Origin of the sequence: Amycolatopsis sp. NPDC051045, assembly GCF_040682955.1 — a bacterium.
Classification (GTDB): Bacteria; Actinomycetota; Actinomycetes; order Mycobacteriales; family Pseudonocardiaceae; genus Amycolatopsis.
In genome coordinates this window covers 354354-374812 of sequence record NZ_JBFBCC010000002.1, presented here as the reverse complement: position 1 = coordinate 374812, position 20459 = coordinate 354354, and the positions used below count along the sequence as shown (strand labels likewise).

At 69.3% G+C, this 20459-nt stretch carries 20 protein-coding genes; 5 read left to right on the top strand and 15 right to left on the bottom strand.

The window, feature by feature from the left end; all coding sequences use genetic code 11:
- Nucleotides 1-9 precede the first annotated feature (9 nt).
- The 11 genes from AB0M80_RS05880 to AB0M80_RS05830 all read right to left on the bottom strand — a co-directional run bounded on the left by AB0M80_RS05880 (nt 10) and on the right by AB0M80_RS05830 (nt 10004).
- Nucleotides 10-375 (bottom strand): F0F1 ATP synthase subunit epsilon, encoded by a 366-nt coding sequence (locus AB0M80_RS05880; RefSeq protein ID WP_364559471.1) that lies wholly within the window; start codon nt 373-375, stop codon nt 10-12.
- Between the two features lie 113 nt (nt 376-488).
- On the bottom strand, nt 489-1916 hold the full coding sequence (gene atpD, locus AB0M80_RS05875; RefSeq protein WP_308672702.1) for a F0F1 ATP synthase subunit beta: 1428 nt from the start codon (nt 1914-1916) through the stop codon (nt 489-491).
- The gene (locus AB0M80_RS05870; RefSeq protein ID WP_364559468.1) at nt 1916-2860 is read right to left on the bottom strand and encodes a F0F1 ATP synthase subunit gamma; all 945 of its coding nucleotides are present in this window, start codon (nt 2858-2860) and stop codon (nt 1916-1918) included. The genes atpD and AB0M80_RS05870 overlap by 1 nt, the downstream gene beginning before the upstream one ends.
- Before the next feature lie 11 nt (nt 2861-2871).
- Nucleotides 2872-4512, bottom strand: a complete 1641-nt coding sequence (atpA, locus tag AB0M80_RS05865; RefSeq protein WP_364559465.1) for a F0F1 ATP synthase subunit alpha — start codon at nt 4510-4512, stop codon at nt 2872-2874.
- Nucleotides 4513-4569: 57 nt separating this feature from the next.
- A complete protein-coding gene (locus AB0M80_RS05860) occupies nt 4570-5397 on the bottom strand; it encodes a F0F1 ATP synthase subunit delta (protein ID WP_364559462.1) in 828 nt (275 codons plus the stop codon).
- Nucleotides 5398-5403: 6 nt separating this feature from the next.
- Nucleotides 5404-5973, bottom strand: a complete 570-nt coding sequence (locus AB0M80_RS05855; protein ID WP_364559459.1) for a F0F1 ATP synthase subunit B — start codon at nt 5971-5973, stop codon at nt 5404-5406.
- A 28-nt stretch (nt 5974-6001) separates the two neighbouring features.
- Nucleotides 6002-6259, bottom strand: a complete 258-nt coding sequence (locus AB0M80_RS05850) for an ATP F0F1 synthase subunit C (protein ID WP_364559456.1) — start codon at nt 6257-6259, stop codon at nt 6002-6004.
- Nucleotides 6260-6314: 55 nt separating this feature from the next.
- The gene (gene atpB, locus AB0M80_RS05845) at nt 6315-7100 is read right to left on the bottom strand and encodes a F0F1 ATP synthase subunit A (protein ID WP_364559454.1); all 786 of its coding nucleotides are present in this window, start codon (nt 7098-7100) and stop codon (nt 6315-6317) included.
- Nucleotides 7101-7631: 531 nt separating this feature from the next.
- Nucleotides 7632-8075 carry a hypothetical protein gene (locus tag AB0M80_RS05840; RefSeq protein ID WP_364559451.1) on the bottom strand — a complete coding sequence of 148 codons (444 nt, stop codon included), beginning with the start codon at nt 8073-8075 and terminating at the stop codon, nt 7632-7634.
- Nucleotides 8076-8121: 46 nt separating this feature from the next.
- Complete coding sequence (locus tag AB0M80_RS05835; RefSeq protein ID WP_364559448.1) at nt 8122-9279, bottom strand: MraY family glycosyltransferase; 1158 nt, start codon at nt 9277-9279, stop codon at nt 8122-8124.
- A gap of 74 nt (nt 9280-9353) precedes the next feature.
- Nucleotides 9354-10004, bottom strand: coding sequence for an L-threonylcarbamoyladenylate synthase (locus AB0M80_RS05830; protein ID WP_364559446.1), 651 nt, complete (start codon nt 10002-10004; stop codon nt 9354-9356).
- Nucleotides 10005-10206: 202 nt separating this feature from the next.
- Between AB0M80_RS05830 and AB0M80_RS05825 the strand changes: the two genes are divergently transcribed.
- Nucleotides 10207-12180, top strand: a complete 1974-nt coding sequence (locus tag AB0M80_RS05825; RefSeq protein ID WP_364559443.1) for a M6 family metalloprotease domain-containing protein — start codon at nt 10207-10209, stop codon at nt 12178-12180.
- Between the two features lie 157 nt (nt 12181-12337).
- Here the strand turns inward: AB0M80_RS05825 and prmC are convergent, their stop codons facing one another.
- Nucleotides 12338-13204: a peptide chain release factor N(5)-glutamine methyltransferase gene (gene prmC / locus AB0M80_RS05820; RefSeq protein ID WP_191316922.1), complete on the bottom strand. Its 867-nt coding sequence runs from the start codon at nt 13202-13204 to the stop codon at nt 12338-12340.
- 253 nt (nt 13205-13457) lie between these two features.
- Here prmC and AB0M80_RS05815 point away from each other — a divergent pair, with 253 nt between their 5' ends.
- Genes AB0M80_RS05815 through AB0M80_RS05800 form a run of 4 tightly spaced genes read left to right on the top strand, consistent with a single transcriptional unit; the run spans nt 13458 to nt 16561 of the window.
- Nucleotides 13458-14462, top strand: coding sequence for a glycosyltransferase family 2 protein (locus AB0M80_RS05815; protein ID WP_364559440.1), 1005 nt, complete (start codon nt 13458-13460; stop codon nt 14460-14462).
- On the top strand, nt 14459-14890 hold the full coding sequence (locus AB0M80_RS05810; protein WP_364559438.1) for a GtrA family protein: 432 nt from the start codon (nt 14459-14461) through the stop codon (nt 14888-14890). Before AB0M80_RS05815 ends, AB0M80_RS05810 begins: the two co-directional genes overlap by 4 nt.
- A complete protein-coding gene (locus AB0M80_RS05805) occupies nt 14883-16151 on the top strand; it encodes a hypothetical protein (RefSeq protein WP_364559435.1) in 1269 nt (422 codons plus the stop codon). Before AB0M80_RS05810 ends, AB0M80_RS05805 begins: the two co-directional genes overlap by 8 nt.
- 11 nt (nt 16152-16162) lie before the next feature.
- Nucleotides 16163-16561 (top strand): VOC family protein, encoded by a 399-nt coding sequence (locus AB0M80_RS05800; RefSeq protein ID WP_364559432.1) that lies wholly within the window; start codon nt 16163-16165, stop codon nt 16559-16561.
- 55 nt (nt 16562-16616) lie between these two features.
- Here the strand turns inward: AB0M80_RS05800 and prfA are convergent, their stop codons facing one another.
- From prfA to rho, 3 genes are all read right to left on the bottom strand, one after another.
- Nucleotides 16617-17684 (bottom strand): peptide chain release factor 1, encoded by a 1068-nt coding sequence (gene prfA, locus AB0M80_RS05795; protein ID WP_364559429.1) that lies wholly within the window; start codon nt 17682-17684, stop codon nt 16617-16619.
- A gap of 98 nt (nt 17685-17782) precedes the next feature.
- The gene (gene rpmE / locus AB0M80_RS05790; protein ID WP_364559427.1) at nt 17783-18013 is read right to left on the bottom strand and encodes a 50S ribosomal protein L31; all 231 of its coding nucleotides are present in this window, start codon (nt 18011-18013) and stop codon (nt 17783-17785) included.
- Between the two features lie 181 nt (nt 18014-18194).
- Nucleotides 18195-20252, bottom strand: a complete 2058-nt coding sequence (gene rho / locus AB0M80_RS05785; protein ID WP_364559424.1) for a transcription termination factor Rho — start codon at nt 20250-20252, stop codon at nt 18195-18197.
- Nucleotides 20253-20459: the final 207 nt, after the last annotated feature.

The following is a 20459-nucleotide window of genomic DNA, read 5'->3' as shown; positions in this document are numbered from 1 at the left end:
GTCTCGCGCTCAGGCCGACTGACCCGCCGCGCGCAGCTGGGCCGAGGCCCTCGCCCGCTCGGTCTCGTCGTCGCCGGTCAATGCGGCCTTCGCCGCTTCGACGTCGATCTCGTCGGAGAGCTCGGCGCTCTCGGCGAGGATGCTCACCCCGGAGCCGGTCACGGAGAGGAACCCGCCGTGTACGGCCGCGCAGACCGTCTCACCGTCGGTGGTCGCCACCTTGACCACGCCACCTTCGACGAGCTGCCCGAGCACGGGTTCGTGGCCGGGCATGATGCCGATCTCACCCTCGGTGGTCTGCGCCACCACGAAAGTGGCAGTACCCGACCAGAGACGGCGCTCGACGGCCACCAGCTCCACGGACATCTCAGCCACGTGCACTCCTTAGCTCGGGGTGTTACTCCCGAGTGTAATAGGTCTGACTCAGACTATGAGAACGGCGGGGGTGCAAGTCCACAAAGGACATCACCCCCGCCGCACCCCGAAGATCACTTCTTGGTGATTTCCTTGTACTTCTTCTCGAGGTCCTCGAGGCCACCGATGCCCAGGAACGCCTGCTCCGGGTAGTGGTCGAAGTCACCCTTGGTGATGCGGTCGAACGACTCGATGGTCTCCGACAGCGGCACCGTCGAGCCCGGGATGTTCGTGAACGCCTCGGCGACCAGCATGTTCTGCGACAGGAACCGCTCGATGCGGCGCGCGCGCTGAACGGTCAGCTTGTCCTCTTCCGAGAGCTCGTCCATACCGAGGATCGCGATGATGTCCTGCAGCTCCTTGTACTTCTGCAGGATCCGGATGACCTCGGAGGCCACGCGGTAGTGGTCCTCACCGACGATGGCCGGGTCGAGGATCGTCGACGTCGACGCCAGCGGGTCCACCGCCGGGAAGATGCCCTTCTGGAACACCGACCGGGAAAGCTCGGTGGTGGCGTCCAGGTGGGCGAACGTCGCGGCCGGGGCCGGGTCGGTGTAGTCGTCCGCGGGGACGTAGATCGCCTGCATCGAGGTGATCGACCGGCCTCGGGTCGAGGTGATCCGCTCCTGCAGCTGGCCCATCTCGTCGGCCAGCGTGGGCTGGTAACCCACGGCCGACGGCATGCGGCCCAGCAGGGTCGACACCTCGGAGCCGGCCTGGGTGAACCGGAAGATGTTGTCGATGAACAGCAGCACGTCCTGGTTCTGGACGTCGCGGAAGTACTCCGCCATGGTCAGCGCGGACAGCGCGACGCGCATACGCGTGCCCGGCGGCTCGTCCATCTGGCCGAACACGAGGGCGGTGTCGTTGATGACGCCGTCCTCGGACATCTCCAGGAAGAGGTCGTTGCCCTCACGGGTGCGCTCGCCGACCCCGGCGAACACCGACGTACCACCGAAGTTCCGGGCGACGCGGGTGATCATCTCCTTGATGAGCACCGTCTTGCCGACGCCGGCGCCGCCGAACAGGCCGATCTTGCCGCCCTGGACGTACGGGGTCAGCAGGTCGACGACCTTGAGGCCGGTCTCCAGCATCTCCGTCTTGCCCTCGAGCTGGTCGAAGGACGGCGCGTTGCGGTGGATGCCCCAGCGCTCGAGGTCCTCGCCGTAGCCGGGCTCGTCGAGGCACTCGCCGAGGGCGTTGTAGACGTGGCCCTTGACCTTGTCGCCGACCGGGACGGTGATCGGGCCTCCGGTGTCGGTGACCTCCGCGCCGCGCACCAGGCCGTCCTGCGGCTGCAGGGAGATGGTGCGGACGAGGTTGTCGCCCAGGTGGCTGGCGACCTCGAGGGTCACGGTCTTGCGCAGCTGCTCGAACTCGATCTCGACCTTGAGCGCGTTGAACTGGTCGGGCACGGAACCGCGCGGGAACTCGACGTCGACGACCGGACCGGTCACCGACACGATGCGCCCCTTGGCGCGCGGGGCTTCAGTACTGGTCATCAATCATCACTTCCTGCTGCGGTGAGCGCGTTCGCGCCACCGACGATTTCGGAGATCTCCTGGGTGATCTGCGCCTGGCGGGCCTGGTTCATCTCCCGCGTCAGGTTCCCCACCAGGTCGTTCGCGTTGTCCGACGCGGCCTTCATCGCCGTCCGGCGGGCGGCCAGCTCGGACGCCGCGGACTCGAGGAAGGCGGCGTAGAGCCGCGTGTTGATGTACTTCGGCAGGAGCGCGTCCAGCAGCTTGTCGGCACTCGGCTCGAACTCGTAGCTGGGGAGGAGTTCACCGGCGGGCTTCTCCTCTTCCGACCCTTCCGTGTACTCGACCTCGAGCGGCGCGACGCGCTTGGCGGTCGGGCGCTGCGTCAGCATCGACACGAACTCGGTGTAGACGATGTGGATCTCGTCGACACCCGCGATGCCGTCGGCGTTGCCGTGCTCGTCGTCGACACCGGCCATGAACGACTGGACGAGGGCCTCGCCGACCGCCACCGCGGCGGCGTAGTTCGGCTGGTCGGAGAAGCCCGTCCAGCCGTCCTCGACCGGGCGGTTGCGGAACCGGTAGTAGTTCAGGCCCTTGTTGCCGGTGACGTAGACCTGAGCTTCCTTGCCCTCGGAACGCAGCAGGGAAAGCAGCTCTTCGGTCGCGCGCAGCACGTTGGAGTTGTAACCACCGCACTGGCCCTTGTCACTGGTCACGACCAGGACGGCGGCCCGCTTCGGGTTCGGGCGCTCGACCAGCATGGGGTGGTCGAGGTTGGCCGCCGCACCGGCCAGCGCCGAGAGCACCTTGGTGATCTCGTCGGCGTACGGCCGGGAAGCGGCGACCTTCGCCCGCGCCTTCGTGATGCGCGCGGTGGCGATGAGCTCCATCGCCTTGGTGATCTTGCCGATCGACTTGGTCGCCTTGATGCGCGACCGGAGTTCCCGGAGTTGTGCGGCCATGAGCTATCAGCTCACTTCTTCGGGGCGGGCTTGTTGACCTTGACGGTCTCGTGCCCGACCTTGTCGGCGTCCATCGCGTCGGCGTCCGCCTCGACCAGGGACTTGCCCTCGGAGGTGGTGAACTCCTTCTTGAACTCGTTCACCGCGGCGACCAGCCCTTCGGCAGTCTCCTTCGAGAACTTGCCCGTGTCCCGGATCGCGCCGAGGACCGCGTCGTGCTTGCGGCGGGCCGAGTCGAGGAACTCGTGGTTGAACCGGCGGACGTCCTCGACCGGGACCGAGTCGTAGTGCCCGTTGGTGCCCAGGTAGACCGTGGCGACCTGCTCCTCGACCGGGATCGGCGAGTACTGCGGCTGCTTGAGCACCTCGTACAGCCGGGCACCGCGCTCGAGCTGCGCCTTCGACGCGTCGTCGAGGTCCGAGGCGAAGGCGGCGAACGCCTCCAGCTCACGGTACTGCGACAGGTCGATCCGGAGCGAACCCGAAACGTCCTTCATCGCCTTGACCTGGGCGGCACCACCCACGCGGGACACCGAGATACCCACGTCGATGGCCGGGCGCTGGCCGGCGTTGAACAGGTCCGACTGGAAGAAGCACTGGCCGTCGGTGATCGAGATGACGTTGGTCGGGATGTAGGCCGACACGTCGTTCGCCTTGGTCTCGATGATCGGGAGACCGGTCAGCGAGCCGGCGCCCAGCTCGTCCGAGAGCTTCGCGCACCGCTCGAGGAGACGGGAGTGCAAGTAGAAGACGTCGCCGGGGAACGCCTCGCGGCCCGGCGGGCGGCGCAGCAGCAGCGAGATCGCGCGGTACGCGTCGGCCTGCTTGGTCAGGTCGTCGAACACGATGAGGACGTGCTTGCCCTCGTACATCCAGTGCTGGCCGATGGCCGAGCCGGTGTACGGCGCGATCCACTTGAAGCCCGCGGAGTCCGAAGCCGGGGCGGCGACGATGGTGGTGTACTCCATCGCGCCCGAGTCCTCGAGGGACTTCTTGACCGCGGCGATCGTGGAGCCCTTCTGGCCGACCGCGACGTAGATGCAGCGGACCTGCTTCTTCGGGTCGCCGGTCTCCCAGTTGGCCTTCTGGTTGATGATCGTGTCCACGGCGACGGCGGTCTTGCCCGTCTTGCGGTCACCGATGATCAGCTGGCGCTGGCCGCGCCCGATCGGGGTCATCGCGTCGATGGCGGTGATGCCGGTCTGCAGCGGCTCCGACACCGGCTGGCGCTCGACCACCGAGGCGGCCTTCAGCTCCAGGGCGCGACGGCCGGTGGTCTCGATCTCGCCGAGGCCGTCGATCGCCTGGCCCAGCGGGTTGACGACGCGGCCGAGGTAGCCGTCGCCGACCGGCACCGACAGGACCTGGCCGGTGCGCTTGACCTGCTGGCCCTCTTCGATGCTTTCGAAGTCACCGAGGATCGCGACACCGATGGAGCGCGCGTCCAGGTTCAGGGCGACGCCCAGGACGCCGCCGGGGAACTCGAGCAGCTCGTTGGCCATGGCCGAGGGGAGGCCCTCGACGTGGGCGATACCGTCACCCGCGTCGATCACGACGCCAACTTCTTCCCGGCTCACGTCCGGGGCGTAACTCGAGACGTAGTTCTCGATCGCGCTACGGATCTCATCCGAGGAGATCGTCAGCTCGGCCATGTCTTTCCCGCTCTCGCTTCGTTCTTGCCAGTATGCAAAGTCTTGTGTGACCTGGGGCTATGCCCGGGCCAGCCGCCGCCGCAACGCCGCCAGCCGGCCCGCCGCGCTCCCGTCGATGACCTCGTCGCCGACGCGGACGACGAGCCCGCCACCGAGACTGGGGTCGACCTCGACGTGCAGCGCGATCGACCGCCCGTAGATGTCGTTCAGCTTCGCGCCCAGCTGGGCGGCCTGCTCGTCGGTCAGGGCACTCGCGCTGGTCACGTAGGCGACCGAGCGCTGACGGCGGTCCGCGGCCAGCTTGACCAGCGCGTCGAGCCCGACGCCGACACCGCGCCCCTTGGCCCGGCGAACGACCTGCTCGACAAGGGTCTCGGTGACCACGTCGACCTTGTCGGCGAACAGCCCGCGCACCAGGTTCCGCTTGGCATCCGTGGGACCGGCCAGGTCCGACAGTGCGGTCTCGAGCTCCGGGTGGCGGGCCACCACGCGCGAGACCTGGAACAGCTGGGTTTCGACGGCGTCGATGTTGCCGGTCTTCTCGGCCGCGGTGAGCAGCGCGGAGTGCCCGAGCGACTCGAGTCCGTCGACCAGCTGACGAGGGCTGGACCAGCGGTTGCCGGCCACGGCGTCGAGCACCTTCAGGGCCGGTTCGGACAGCTTGCCGTCGAACAGCCGGCGCACCAGCGCGGTGCGCGCCTCCGGCGTCGCCGAGGCGTCGCTCACCGCCCGGCGCAGGCCGATCTCCCGGTCCAGGAGGTCGACGACCGAGAGCAGCTCGTCGCCGACCGTGGCCGCGTCGGCTCCCGCGTCGGCCAGGACCTCGCCGAGGCGTTCCTCGGCGAGGCCGAGCGCTTCACGGCTCGCAGCATGCAGCGTTCCCATGTCTGGCTACTTCCCCGCCCCGAATGGAGCGCCGTTGGCACCGGCGGTTTCGAGCTCCGCGAGGAACCGGTCGACGGTGCCGCGGCGGCGCGCCTCGTCCTCGAGCGACTCGCCGACGATGCGGCTGGCCAGCTCGACGGCGTTGCGGCCCATGTCGGCCCGCAGCTCGGCGATGATCTGCGCCTTCTGGGCCTGCAGCTGGGCCTGGCCCTGGGCGACGATGCGCTGGGACTCGGCCTCCGCCTGAGCCCGCAGCTCCGCCTTGATCTGCTCGGCTTCGAGCCGGGCGTCGTCGCGGATCTTCGCGGCTTCGGTGCGGGCTTCGGCCAGCTGCGCCTTGTACTTGGCCAGCGCGTCCTCGGCCTCGGCCTGCGCCTTCTCGGCCTTCTCGATGCCTCCCTCGATCTTCTGCGCACGCTCTTCGTACGCGGCCTCGAAGCGAGGGACGACGTACTTCTTGAGGATGAACAGCAGGATCAGGAAGGCGACGATGCCGAGGATCAGCTCCGAGATGTCGGGGATGATCGGGTTGTGCGGTTCGCCCTCTGCGGCGAGGACCAAGGCACTGTTCAGCACGGCGTCTCCTTAAGCGAGATGAGCTGACTCAGCCTGCGGAGGCGATGAAGTAGATGACGATGCCGATCAGGGCGAGCACCTCGGTCAGCACGAAGGTCGAGAAGCCGATGCCCTGCAGCTTGCCCTGCGCCTCCGGCTGGCGAGCGGTGCCGTTGATGACGGCGGCGAAGATCAGACCCACACCGATGCCCGGGCCGATCGCGCCCAGGCCGTAGCCGATGGCAGCGAGACCGGGGTTGATGTTGGCGGCCTGCTCCGCGGCCTGGGCCAGAACGATGTTGCTCACGTGCATTTCCCTTCACTTCGGTCCGCGCGCTCGCGCGGATCGGGGGCTTGTGTTCTCAGTGCTCCGACGCCAGCGCGGCGCCGATGTACCCGGCCGACAGCAGGGCGAAGATGTAGGCCTGCAGCACCTGGATGAAGGCCTCGAGGAACGTCATCCCGATGGCGAAGATCCACGCCACCAGGGAAACCGGCTTCAGCGCCCAGCCCGAGGTCTCGGTCAGCAGGAAGGTGCCGCCGAGGGTGAACACCGCCAGGATCAGGTGTCCCGCGAACATGGCGGCGAAAACACGGATGGCGAGCGTCAGCGGGTTGAGGAAGAACTTCTCCGCGAACTCGATGAGCGCGAAGAGCGGCAGGACCGCCTTGGGCACGCCCGGCGGGGCCAGTTCCTTCTTGAAGTACCCCTTGAAACCGTGCCGCTTGAACCCGACGAAGTGGTACACCGGGTAGACGACGAGGACCGACAGGGCGAGCGGGAAACCGAACCGCGCCATGGTCGGGAACTGCAGGAGGGGGATGATCCCGTAGAGGTTGTTCACCAGAATGAAGGTGAACAACGCGAAAACGAGCGGCACGAACGGCTTGAAGTCCTTCGAACCGATCTGCTCGCGCGCGATGTTGTTGCGGCTGAAGTCGTAGATCGACTCCGCGACGAACTGTCCCTTGCCCGGCACGACCTGCAGCTTGCGGGTGGCCAGCAGGAAGTACGTCGCGATGATGACGACCGAAAGCACGACGAGCAGCATCGGCTTGGTGACTCCACCGACCAACGCGGGCAACTCGAAGCTTTCGGCACCGGGGGGCGTGAAAATGCCACCCTCGGTCAGTACCAGCGCGCCCACTGGGCTCCTTCCGGTTCTCCCGGCCGGCGTTCACTCCGCCGGGGGAATCGTCACGATCTGGACTTAACGTACCCGATACGTATCGGGACGCCGGAGGCGGCTGCCCCACTGTGCGATGAACACGACTTCACGTTCTGCACACGGGGTTGTCTCGCGTGAACACTGCCCTGCGGTCTACTTCGGACCAGCGGCGGGAAGGCGGAACTACACGGTCGCCACACTGCTGATCGCGGTTCGTCTCAGGAAGCGCGCGGCCGAGGCCGCCACCCTTGACGCGGACCATACCAGCAGGTCAATCAGTGCCGGACAGGCGTACTCCTAACCAACCGATCAGCCCAGGACTTAGGTCCCGGGTCGTCCCGGGACCGAGGTCCGGTGCGGGCCGGGACCGGCTCTGCAACTCCGCAGGCACCAGCTTCGGCGGGGTCCCGGCGCGCGCGTGGAGAACCTGAGTATGGCGCCGGTCACACTCGGGCGGCCGCCGTGCGGCTCACCGTCCGTAGTGGAAGTTCCGGGCCGCGCGGACCGGCGTCAGGACGGGATGATCGTCGGGATCTTGGTCTTGCGGAAGGCGGCGAACTCGGCCGCGGCGGCGAGCATGATGGCGACGATCATCGTGATGCCGAGCGACATCGGGTGCAGCGCGGTGACGCCCTTCAGCAGCGTCAGCGCGCCGAAGAGCAGGACGACCTTCACGACGTACCCGCCGAGCGCGATGACCATGACGAACATCGGGTCCTGGCCCGCGCTGAACTTCATCAGCCCCAGCGTCGAGAGCGAAGCCAGCAACGCCAGCACCCCGCCGACCAGCGAGCCGAGGAAACCCGGCAGGCCGTTCAGGATGCTGAACAACGCGATGCACACCAGCACCGCGGGCGGGGTCACCAGCAGCGAGGCCTTCGTCATCGCGCGGGCCGCCTGCAGCACCACCTTGGCGTGCGGGTTCTCCTGCTCGTGCGTTTCGGTTTCGCTCACACTGGCTCCCTGCTCGGTTCACCCCGAGTGTAGAGACCCCGGCGGGTCAGGTGCCCGGCTGGTTGCGCGAGCGCAGCCGCGGGACGATCGAGACCACCACCGCGAACGCCAGCCCGATCACGATGATCCACAGCGCCGCGGCGTCGTCGAAGAGCGTCACCGACACCGCGCCGAACGCCAGGATCCCGGCCCACAAGTAGATGAGCAGCACCGCGCGGCGCTGCGAGTGGCCGATCTCCAGCAGCCGGTGGTGCAGGTGCATCTTGTCGGCCGCGAACGGGCTTTCGCCCCGGCGGGTGCGCCGGACGACCGCCATGATCAGGTCCAGCATCGGCACGAACAGCACCGCCGCCACGACGACCAGCGGCGAGAGCAGCGCGATCGCGTCCTTGCCGCTGAACTGCGGGTACGGCACGCGCCCGGAGGCCGACGTCGTGGCGCCGGCCAGCACCAGGCCGATCATCATCGAGCCGGAGTCGCCCATGAAGATCTTCGCGGGCTGGAAGTTGTACGGCAGGAAGCCCAGACAGGCGCCGGCGAGCGTGGCCGCGATCAGCGCGGGCGGGTAGGTGCCGACGTCGCCGCCGGAGCTGTCGAGCAGGCCGAGCGAGAACGCGCACGTGGCGGCCGCCGCGATGAAACCGAGACCGCCGGCCAGCCCGTCGAGGCCGTCGACGAAGTTCATCGCGTTGACCATCACCACGACCATCACGACGGTGAGCAGCGCGCCCTGGTTCTTGTCGAGCACCAGCACCGAGCCGAACGAGGCGCCGGTGCCGCCCCACGGCACCCAGAACGACACCCACTGCACGCCGAAGATGACCAGGATCCCGGCGCACATGACCTGGCCGGCGAGCTTCGTCCAGGCGTCCAGCTCGAACCGGTCGTCGAGCGCGCCGATCAGGGAAATAACACCGGCCGCCAACAGCACGCCGACCGAGTCGAAGGAGGCGTCGAAGCCGTGCGACAGCGCGGGCAGCTGGTGGGCGAGGCCCATCGCGCCGGCGACGCCGAGGTAGATGCCGACCCCGCCCATCCGCGGGATCGGGGCCACGTGGACGTCGCGGGCGCGGGGGTTGGCGATCGCGCCGACCCGGATCGCGATCCGGCGGACGACGCCGGTGAGCAGGTAGGTCACGGCCGTCGCGGTCAGCGCGACGAGGATGTACTCCCGGATGGGGAGGAGACCGGATGTGGGCGGCACGGGTGCGTCACGCTCGCGGGGTCGGAGTCACCCGCGACACGCTATCGTGCCGCGGAATTCCCCGTGATCCGGCTTCAGGCCAACGATTCCGCGGGTACACCGAGCACCTCCGCGATGGCCGCCTTGGTCACCGCGCCCTCGCGCAGCACCACCGGTTCGCTGCCGGTGAGGTCCACGATGCTCGAGGCGACGGGCTCGCCGCTCGACCCGCCGTCGAGGTACACCGCGACCGAGTCGCCGAGCTGTTCCTGCGCCTCCTGCGCGGTGCTCGCCGGCGGGCGGCCGGAGACGTTCGCGCTCGACACGGCCATCGGCCCGACGTCGCGCAGCAGCTCCAGCGCCACCGGGTGCAGCGGCATCCGGAGCATCACGGTGCCGCGGGCGTCGCCGAGGTTCCACTGCAGGCTCGGCGCGTGCGGCAGCACGATGGACAGGTCGCCGGGCCAGAAGGCTTCGATGAGGGCGCGGGCCTGCGGCGGCACGCCGAGCACCAGGCCGTCCACAGTGGACCAGGAGCCGACGAGCACGCCGACCGGCATGTCCGGGCCGCGGTTCTTCGCGCGCAGCAGGGCCTGGACGGCACCCGCGTCGAACGCGTCGGCACCGATCCCGTAAACCGTGTCGGTCGGCAGGACGACCAGCCTGCTCGACCGCACCGCACCGGCCGCCGCGGCCAGCCCGTCGGCCCGGGTCTCCCGCTTGCTGCAGTCGTAGACCACGCTCATGGCGCCCAAGGGTAGTCGGCGGCCCCGGGCGGGCGTTCGCCGCGTCACACCTGGCCCGGGCCGCCGGGGTGACCACCGGCCAGACTTTCGTCGTGGGGCAAGCGGGTGGACCTCCCGCCGGGGCCGAACTCCGGCAGCGGGGCTCAATACGGTCGATCACCGGGAACCACCACCCCGTGGGTTCCCAGTGAAGGAGCCGCAGATGCGCCCCAGCACCCCGAAAGCGCTCGCCCTGCTCGCCGCGGTCGCCGTCCTGACCGGGCTCGGCACCGGCACGGCCGCGGCGGAGCCGCTCACCCGTGGCTGGCCCGCCCCGATCGACGCCGCGCACTGGGAGAACCAGGACCACATGACCTGGTCCGACTACCGCAAGGTCCCCGGCACGAACTGGGCCGATCCGACCCTGAAGCCGACCCAGCGCACCTTCAAGGGCGCCGTCGTCCTCGCCGACTACCCGGACCAGGACTTCGTCGTCACCCGGCCGGCCCGCTCGACCGTGTTCGGCAACCCCGCGCCGACCGCGGCGGACCTCCCGCGAGCGCAGGTCGCGCAGTACTACCAGGACTTCCTCAACAAGCCCGAGGCCCTCAACAACGGCCACACCATCAACGAGTACTGGATGGAGGACTCCGGCGGCCGGTTCGGCGTGCAGCTGACCGCGTTCGGGCCGTACCGGATGCCCGGCAAGTCCTACGAATACGGCATGGAGTTCCAGCCGGGTGCCTGCCCGCCCGGCGCGAACTGCACCCGCGACATCCGCAAGGACGCCGGGGACGCCTGGCGCGCCGACGTCGGCGACACCGCGAAGCAGTTCGACTTCGTCTTCTACCTCTCCGCCGGCCAGGACGAGAGCTCGACCTGGCAGGAGTTCGGCGAGATGAAGTTCGGGACGAAGGAGAACGTGCCCGACAGTTTCGGGCCGCCGAACCACGACCTGCCCAACTACGCCGCCACCCGGTACGTCCCGTGGACGTCGTGGGCGTCGGCCGCCAGCATCTGGCCGAACGCCCAGAACGGCAGCTCGGTGCAGGCCGAGAGCTCCGGGCAGTCGACCTACGCCCACGAGTTCAGCCACATCCTGGGCATCGGCGACAACTACAACAACCCGTTCGGCAACCCGCCGTCCCGCGCCTACAGCGGCCCGTGGGACATGCTTTCGCGCGGCACGTTCAACGGACCCGGCGGGCCGCACACCCGGTGGCAGATCCCGGCGACGCAGGGCAGCTCGATGGGTGCCCAGCACCAGCTGCGCAACAAGCTGAAGCTCGGCATCGTCGACCCGGCGGACGTGCTGCAGCTCGACCGCAACGAGCTGGCCGCGAGCGGCCCGGTGTCCGCGCGGCTCACCGCGCGGGAGACCGAAGCGCAGCCCGGCTCGTTCACCGGTCTGAACATCAAGCTCACCGGCGGGGACAAGGCGCCGAAGTGCGACCGCGCCAAGGACCCGTTCTGCGACGGCGGCGGCTACGACAACTACACGGTCGAGGTCGTCGACCGGATGGGCGCGGACTCGTTCGCCCCCGACTCGGGCGTGCTGATCACGAAGACGAAGAACAAGGACGACGCCCCGTTCGACTGGGTGATCGACGCCAACCCCGCCGACATCGGCATCACCGACTACACGAAGCCGGACGGGACGCCGGTGAAGATCACCATCGGTGACTACCGGCAGCTCAACGACGCCCTGTTCAAGGCGGGCACCGAAGCGGCGAGCCCGTACGAGTACACCGACGAGGCGAACCGGCTCCGGTTCCTGATCACGGACCTGGCGCGGGACCGGCACGGGATCCTGTCGTACACGGTGACGGTGGCCTCGCTGGACGGCTCGGGCAGCCAGGCGCGCGGCGCGGCGCTGACCCCGGCCCTCCCCGCGATCGCCCGCGGCGGCCTCGCGACCTGCGACTTCGGCCTGCTCAACACGGGCTCGGCGCAGGGCGCGAAGGCACCGTACGACACGGACACGTACCGGCTGAGCGCGTCGACGGACGCCCGTGGCTGGGAGGTCCGCCTGCCGAACGAGCTGGCGACGGCGAAGTTCGGCGGGCACGTGAAGGTGCCGGCGCTCGCGAAGCGGAGTACCGGCGGTGACCTCGCGGCGCGGGTGAAGCTGACGGCGACCTCGGTGAGCGACCCGTCGAAGACGGCGACGGCGAGCTGCACGGCGTTCGGCTTCTGAGCGTGACGGCCTCGTTGTCCACAGCGGCACCGTGATGTGGACAACGAGGCCGGCACCGCGGCTTTTCGGGCCTTTCGTCGGCGGGGGCCGATACGCTGGACCTGGGGACGCCCCCCTGGGAGCGGCGGGTTCTGCTTGAGGCCTCCTGGGCGGCTGCTCAGCCCAGCCGGCGGGCCGTGACGAACCGGGCCCGGCCCGTCAGATCCGCGTGGTCCTCGACCCCCGTCAGCACCCGGCGGGCGCGGACCAGGGCCGGGACCGCCGAACCGTGCGTGTCGTCGTGCTCGATCGCCAGGCCCCCGCCCGGCCGCAGCAGCCGGGCGCCCGCGGCGATCGCGTGGCGGATCACCGCCAGGCCGCTCTCCTCGGCGAACACCGCGCGCGGTGGGTCGTGCTCGGCGACCTCGGGCGGCACCGGCGTGCCCTCCGGGACGTACGGCGGGTTGCACAGCACCAGGTCGACCAGGCCGTCGAGCTCGGCGAACATCGTCGGGTCGCCGATGTCGCCGGAGTACAGGCGGATCGGGGTGTTGCCCGCGTCGGCGTGCACGTCGGCGTTGTGGCGGGCCCACGCCAGCGCCTGCGGGTCGATGTCCACGGCGTAGACGACCGCGTCCGGGCGCGCGTGGGCCACCGCCAGCGCCAGCGCCCCGGAGCCGGTGCACAGGTCCACCACCACCGGGAACTCCCGGCCCTGCAGGAACTTGACGCCCCACTCGAGCAGCAGCTCGGTCTCCGGCCGCGGGACGAACACGCCGGCCCCGACCGCGACGGTGATGTCCCCGAGTGCGGCCCAGCCGGTCAGGTACTGCAGCGGGATGCGCTTCGCGCGCTGCTGGACGAGCTGGCCGATGGCCTCGATCACCGGCGGATCGACCAGCGGCACCATCGGCAGCCGCCCGCGTTCGACCCCGAGCACGTGCGCGGCGATCACCTCGGCGTCGAACCGCGGCGAGGCGACGCCCGCGCGCTCGAGGATCCGGGTGGCCTCGATGATGGCCAAGCGCAGCGGCTGCCGATTCACTCGTCGTCCTTCACCTCGTCGAGCCTGGCACACCAGGCGGAACTCCCCCGTGAGGACACGCGCCGGTCCTACGCCGTCCAGGGTATCGAGGCACCCCCGGCGGGCGGCCGAGAACTACCCGGCCGGGGTGCCGCTCCGGGCCGCGGCATCGCGGCCCGTCCGATCTTCTAGGATGCAGGGCACCGGGTCGGGGATTCGCCTGCTCGACGGCGCCGCCCGACCCGTTCCGCACCGAAACTCGGGGAGTCCCGCAGTGCCCACAGAGCCGATCACCCACCGGGTGGCGTTCATCTTCCCGATCTACAACGAGGAAGAGAACATCGATCTGCTGCACCGGACGGTGGACGAGGTGACCGCGCCCCTCGCCGGGAAGTACGACTTCAGCTTCCTCTACGTCGACGACGGCAGCCGGGACGGCTCGCTGGCGAAGCTCACCGAGCTCAGCGCCCGCGACGAGCGGGTCACGGTGGTCGAGCTGTCCCGCAACTTCGGCCACCAGATGGCGGTCACCGCCGGGCTGGACCTGGTCGACGCGGACGCCGTGGTCATCATGGACAGCGACATGCAGGACCCGCCGCGGGTGGCGCTCGAGCTGATCGAGAAGTGGGAAGAGGGCTTCGACGTCGTCTACGCGCAGCGCCGCTCGCGTCAGGACTCGACGTTCAAGAAGCTCACCGCCGGGGCGTTCTACTGGTTCCTGCGGAAGATGGCCGCGGTCGACATCCCGAAGAACACCGGCGACTTCCGGCTGATCGACCGCAAGGTGGTCGACGAGCTGCGCAAGTACCGCGAGCGCGACCGCTTCCTGCGCGGGCTGGTCAGCTACATCGGCTTCAAGCAGACGGCCGTGCTGTTCGACCGCGACAAGCGGCACGCCGGCGTCACCGGCTACCCGCTGCGCAAGATGCTGCGCTTCGCCGCCGACGGCATCCTCGGCTTCTCGGTGACGCCGCTGCGGATGATCACGCGGATGGGTTACCTGATCTCGTTCCTGAGCTTCGTCGGGATCCTCTACGTCGGCGGCGTCAAGCTGTTCGCCCCGGAGACCGCGGTGCCCGGCTGGGCCTTCCTCGGGATCGCGATGTTCTTCCTCGGCGGGATCCAGATCATCATGCTCGGCGTGCTCGGCAGCTACATCGGCCGCACGTACTCCCAGGTGCAGAACCGGCCGCTGTACGGCGTCGCGTCGGTGCGCACGGGCCCCGGGGTGCCGGTCGAGGCCCGTGAAGGCGCCGACGCGGGAAGAGGCACCCGGTGAAGCTGATCACGGCGACCCAGCTGCGCTTCGGGCTGGTCGGGGTGGCGAACACGCTCGTCGACGCCCTCGGCTACGCGCTGCTGGTGACCCTGGGCATCCCGCTGTTCGTGGCGAACTTCATCTCGACGACCGCGGGCATGCTGCTGAGCTTCACCCTGAACCGCAATTTCACGTTCCGCGCGAAGGACGGCAACGTCCGCCGCCAGGCGCTGCTGTTCTTCGGCGTCACCGCGTTCGGGCTGTGGGTGGTGCAGGCGGCCATCATCTTCGCGGTCACCAGCGCATTCCCGGGGGTGAACGTGCTGGTCCCGAAGTTCGCCGGGATCGCGGTCGGCCTGGTCTGGAACTACGTGCTCTACCACAAGGTCGTCTTCCGGCAGCGGCCCGCGGTGGCCGAGACGCCGGTCCCGGAGGTTTCGCATGACTAGCACGGCCGTCTCGTCCCGGACGACCGGCCAGGTCGAACCGGAGCACCCGGAGACGGCCCCCGCCGGTCGTTGGGCCACCTGGGTGAACGGGGACTACGCCCGCGTCTTCGCCGTGGTGCTGGCCTGGCACGTGGTGCTGATCGCCGTGGCGTACCTGTTCGCGCCGTCCAGCCCGGTCAGCGAAGGCATCCCGAAGACCGGCATCGGCTCGACGATGAGCCTCCTGGCGCACACCTACCGCTGGGACGCCGGCAACTACGGCGAAATTGCCATGCACGCCTACACCGGCAGCTACGCCCCGACGCGGGCGTTCTACCCGGTGTTCCCGATCCTGGTCTGGCTGGTGCAGACAGTCAGCTTCGGCACGCTCGGCCTGCTCGCCGCCGGGTTCCTGGTGAACCTGGCCGCCACCTGGCTGGCGGCGGTCGCGCTGCTGAAGATCGGGCGCCACTTCTTCGCCGGCGAGCGGGCCCCGTGGCTGGTCGTCGCGGCGTTCCTCACCGCGCCCGCCGCGTTCTTCCTGCACTCGTTCTACAGCGAGGCGGTGTTCTGCGCGCTGGGCTTCTGGGCGTACCTGTTCGCGCTGCGCCGCCAGTGGCTCTGGATGGGCCTGACGCTCATCCCGCTGACGGCCTCCCGCGTCACCGCGGCGGTGTTCGTCGGCCTGTGCTTCCTGGAGTTCTGGCGGTCGAAGGACTGGAAGCTGCGCGGTCTGCTGTCGTGGCACCTGCTGTGGTTCCCCGCGGCTTTCCTCGGCCTCGGCGCCGTGCTGGTCTACATGAAGATCCAGACCGGGGACGCGTTCGCCAGCTTCAACGCGCTCAAGGGCGTGAAGACCTGGTCGTACCACCACTTCGACCCGAACATCCTCGGCACGCTCTGGGGCGAAGCCAAGATCACCGGCCACGCGCTGCTCGGGGACACCCGGCTGGACGCGTGGACGTTGATGAGCCACGTGCTGCCGATGATCGGCCTGGCGCTGCTGTTCGTGTCCTCGGTGTACGTCCTGGTGGCCCTGCGGTCGAAGGGCGTCCCCCTGGCGTTGTTCGGGTTCGCGTCCATCGTGATGCTGACGATGAACAGCAACGTGGTGTCGGTGCACCGCTACCTGCTGCCGTGCCTGGTGATGTACGTGGCGCTGGTCCTGTTCGGCGAGCGCCGCCCGCAGCTGCGCGGCGCGGTGCACGTGGTCCTGTACGCCAACGCGCTGGTCTGCGGAGCGATCTACATCCGGTTCATCACGGGCTTCTGGGCCGGCTGAGCGGTCCGATGATGCGGATCGTGCACCAGGTCGTCACCTTCGACGCAGCCGATCTCGCGGCCGAAAGCCGCTTCTGGGCGGGCGTGCTCGGCGGCGAGGTCGACGACGACGGCGACTGGCACATGGTGCTGGTGGACGGGGCGCCGCGGATCGGCGTGCAGCTCGCTCCCGACCACCGGCCGCCGGAGTGGCCGGACGGCCCGACGAAGCAGCAGGTGCACCTCGACCTGTGGGTCGAGGACTTCGCCGAAGCCCACGAGCAGGTCATGGCCCTCGGCGCCACCGTGCTGAAACCAGCGGCGGGGAACACGTCCGGGGACGACTTCCAGGTGTACGCCGACCCGGCCGGGCACCCGTTCTGCCTGTGCTGGCTGGTCCCCCGGACGCCAGGAACCCAGCCCGCCGGGTAAACCGCGGCGGCCTCTCGGGCGTGGTGGTGGCGGTGGTTCCGGGGACAGCTCGCGGTCAGCCCGACTGAGCCGCCAGGCGCTCTTCGCGGTCCGCCGTCGCCAGTGCGTTCAAGACGCTGTCCAGGTCGCCGTCCAGGACCTGGTCGAGGTTGTACGCCTTGTAGTTCACCCGGTGGTCCGAAATCCGGTTCTCCGGGTAGTTGTACGTGCGGATCCGCTCCGAGCGGTCGACCGTCCGGACCTGCGAACGGCGGGCGTCGGACGCCTTGGCCGCCGCCTCCTCCTCCGCAACCGCCTGCAGCCGCGCCTGGAGCACCTGCAACGCCCGCGCGCGGTTCTGGATCTGGGACTTCTCGTTCTGGCAGGACACCACGATGCCGGTCGGCAGGTGGGTGATCCGCACCGCCGAGTCGGTCGTGTTGACGCTCTGGCCGCCCGGGCCCGAGGAGCGGAACACGTCGATGCGCAGGTCGTTCGGGTCGATCTCGACCTCGACCTCTTCCGGCTCCGGGTAGATGAGCACGCCGGCGGCCGAGGTGTGGATGCGGCCCTGTGACTCGGTCGCCGGCACGCGCTGGACGCGGTGCACGCCGCCCTCGAACTTCAGGCGGGACCACACCCCGTCGACGGTGGCCGTCTTGCTCTTGATCGAAAGGGTGACGTCCTTGTAGCCGCCCAGGTCGGAGTCCACCGAGTCGAGGACCTCCGCCTTCCAGCCGTGGCGCTCGGCGTAGCGCAGGTACATGCGCAGCAGGTCGCCGGCGAACAGAGCCGACTCCTCGCCGCCCTCGCCGGACTTGATCTCCATCACGACGTCGGAGCCGTCGTACGGGTCGCGCGGCAGCAGCAGCTCGGTGAGCTTCGACTCCAGCTTGGGGATCCGTGTGCTCAGCTCCTCGGCCTCGGCGGCGAACTCGGCGTCCTCCGCCAGCTCCGTCGCCGTCGCGAGGTCGTCGCGAGCGGTGTCCAGCTCGTGGACGGCCCGCACCACCGGCGACAGCTCGGCGTAGCGGCGGCCGAGCTTGCGGGCGCGCGCCTGGTCGGCGTGCACCGCCGGGTCCGCCAGCTGGGTCTCCAGCTCCGCGTGTTCGGCGAGCAGCCCCTTGAGCGAGCTCGAATCCACCTCAGCCACCTCTCAGCCCGGAAAAGAAAAGACCACAGCCGGGTCAATTCAAGAAAAGGCGCCCACCCGGGAGTACCGGATGGGCGCCGTTGATCAAGCTACTTGGCGTCTGCGTCCTTCTTCTGGCGCTTGCCGTAGCGAGCCTCGAAGCGCGCGACCCGGCCACCGGTGTCCATGATCTTCTGCTTGCCCGTGTAGAACGGGTGGCAGTTCGAGCAGATCTCGACGTGGATGTCGCCGCTGGTCTTGGTGCTGCGCGTGGTGAAGCTGTTGCCGCAGTCGCAGTTCACGCTCGTGACCACGTACTCGGGGTGAATACCGCTCTTCATGGTGTCCTCTCTCGTTGGCTCCGGGTCCCCAGTCGTTCCCACGGGGTGAACCGGCGCCGGACTTCAGCGGATGATTCTGCCAGATGGGCAGACGTGTACTGGAACGCACCCCGCTGACCAGCTATTCCCGCTGCGGAAGGGGCCTCCCCGGGAGCCCGGCGAGGCCCTTCCGCAACGAGGCTCAGTCGTCTTCGCCGCCGCCGAGGGCGGTCTTCGAGACCTGCATCAGGAACTCGGTGTTCGTCTTCGTCTTGCGCAGCCGCGAGATCAGCAGGTCGATGGCCTGCTGCGAGTCGAGCGCGTGCAGCACCCGGCTCAGCTTCACGGTGACGGCCAGCTCGTCCGGGTTGAGCAGCAGCTCATCCTTGCGGGTACCGGACGGGTTGACGTCCACAGCCGGGAACACGCGGCGCTCGGCGATCTTGCGGTCGAGCTTGAGCTCCGCGTTACCGGTGCCCTTGAACTCCTCGAAGATGACCGTGTCCATCGTCGACCCGGTCTCCACCATCGCCGTGGCGAAGATGGTCAGCGAGCCGCCGTTCTCGATGTTGCGCGCCGCGCCCAGGAACCGCTTCGGCGGGTACAGCGCGGTCGAGTCGACACCACCGGACAGGATCCGGCCGGACGCCGGGGCCGCCAGGTTGTAGGCCCGGCCCAAACGCGTGATCGAGTCGAGCAGCACGACGACGTCGTGGCCCATCTCGACCAGGCGCTTGGCCCGCTCGATGGACAGCTCCGCGACCGAGGTGTGGTCCGCCGGCGGCCGGTCGAAGGTGGAGGCGATGACCTCACCCTTCACCGAGCGCTGCATGTCCGTGACCTCTTCCGGACGCTCGTCCACGAGGACGACCATCAGGTGGCACTCGGGGTTGTTCGTCGAGATCGCGTTCGCGATGTCCTGCATGATCGTGGTCTTACCGGCCTTCGGCGGTGACACGATCAGGGCACGCTGCCCCTTGCCGACCGGCATGATCAGGTCGATCACGCGGGTCGTGAGCTTGTGCGACTCGGTCTCGAGGCGCAGCCGCTCGTTCGGGTACAGCGGGGTCAGCTTGGTGAAGTCGGGGCGGCGCTTGGCCTCGTCCGGCTCCAGGCCGTTGATCGAGTCGACGCGCACCAGCGGGTTGAACTTCTGCCGCTGCTGCTCGCCTTCGCGCGGCTGGCGCACGCTGCCGGTGATGGCGTCACCGCGGCGCAGGCCGTACTTGCGGACCAGCGACAGCGAGACGTACACGTCGTTCGGGCCGGCGAGGTAGCCGGAGGTCCGCACGAACGCGTAGTTGTCCAGCACGTCCAGGATGCCCGCGACGGGCAGCAGGACGTCGTCGTCGCGGATCTCGGTGTCCGGCGAACCGCCTTCGACCCGGCCGCCACCGCTGCCCCGGCGACGGCGGTCGCGGAAGCGACGGCCACGACGGCCGCCTTCCTCGTCGTCGTCCTGCTGGGCCCGGTTGTCACGGTTGTCGCGGGTGTCCTGGCCGCGGCCGCTGTCCTGCTGGTTGCGCTGCCGGTCGCCGCCCTGCTGGCGGTTTTCGCCGCGATCACCGCGGTCACCGCGCTCGTTGCGGTCACTGCGCTCGTTGCGGTCACTGCGCTCGTTGCGGTTGCCACCGCCCTGGCGCTGCTGGTCGCGGTTGCCACCCTGGCGGTCGCCGCCCTGCTGGCGGTCACCACCCTGCTGACGGTCGCTCCCGGCCTGCCCCTGCTGGCGGTCGCCGCCCTGCTGCTGGCGGTCGCCCCCCTGCTGGCCGTCGGGCGACCCGGCGGCGCGGTTGGAACCGCGGCGACGCCGGCTGCGGCCGCCCTCCTCGGGCTGGCCGTCCTGGCCCTGCTGGCCGTCCTGCTGCGGGCGCTCGGCCTGCGGCTGGGTGTCCGACGGCGCGGAGGCGGGTGCCTCGGCCTTCGGCTCCGGCTTGGTTTCGACCGCGGCGACGGGCGCCTCGGTCTTCGGCTCGGCCTTGGGGGCCGCCTTCGGCGGCTCGCCGACGCCCTCCAGTGGCAGCGTCTCGGCCGCCGCACGCGGCTTGCGCGACTTGCCCTGGCGCTCACGGATAGCAGCGATCAGATCGCCCTTGCGCATGCCCGTCGTCTCACCGACGCCGAGCTCCCCAGCCAGCGAACGCAGTTCCGCCACGGTCTTGCCGGTCAACCCGCCGACCGTTTTCTTGGGAGCGGGGGCGGTGCCGTTCGACTCCGCGGCGGTGTTACCCACGTCGCTCAAAAGATCGGTGTTGCTCACACATGTCCTTCCTGACCGATCCACGCCTCCAGGCGGATCAGCGGACTGCCGCTCGCTTCTGATCGCGAACCGGCGTATCTGCCCCCCGATACGGGAGATGAGCTCTTCGGCCGTGCGAAACACAGCTGGAGCGCCTCCACCACAGGGGTTTGCGTCCTCCATTCGGAGGACACGGAATTCGGCACCGCCGAGACCGGAAACCCGCCT

Bases quoted from the DNA above. Each gene is read 5' to 3' on its own strand.
- AB0M80_RS05800 (WP_364559432.1), top strand. From the start codon at position 16,163: ATGCGGATCGTGCACCAGGTCGTCACCTTCGACGCAGCCGATCTCGCG.
- AB0M80_RS05825 (WP_364559443.1), top strand. From the start codon at position 10,207: ATGCGCCCCAGCACCCCGAAAGCGCTCGCCCTGCTCGCCGCGGTCGCC.
- rpmE (WP_364559427.1), bottom strand. From the start codon at position 18,013: ATGAAGAGCGGTATTCACCCCGAGTACGTGGTCACGAGCGTGAACTGC.
- AB0M80_RS05805 (WP_364559435.1), top strand. From the start codon at position 14,883: ATGACTAGCACGGCCGTCTCGTCCCGGACGACCGGCCAGGTCGAACCG.
- AB0M80_RS05860 (WP_364559462.1), bottom strand. From the start codon at position 5,397: ATGGGAACGCTGCATGCTGCGAGCCGTGAAGCGCTCGGCCTCGCCGAG.
- atpD (WP_308672702.1), bottom strand. From the start codon at position 1,916: ATGACCAGTACTGAAGCCCCGCGCGCCAAGGGGCGCATCGTGTCGGTG.
- AB0M80_RS05870 (WP_364559468.1), bottom strand. From the start codon at position 2,860: ATGGCCGCACAACTCCGGGAACTCCGGTCGCGCATCAAGGCGACCAAG.
- AB0M80_RS05830 (WP_364559446.1), bottom strand. From the start codon at position 10,004: ATGAGCGTGGTCTACGACTGCAGCAAGCGGGAGACCCGGGCCGACGGG.
- atpA (WP_364559465.1), bottom strand. From the start codon at position 4,512: ATGGCCGAGCTGACGATCTCCTCGGATGAGATCCGTAGCGCGATCGAG.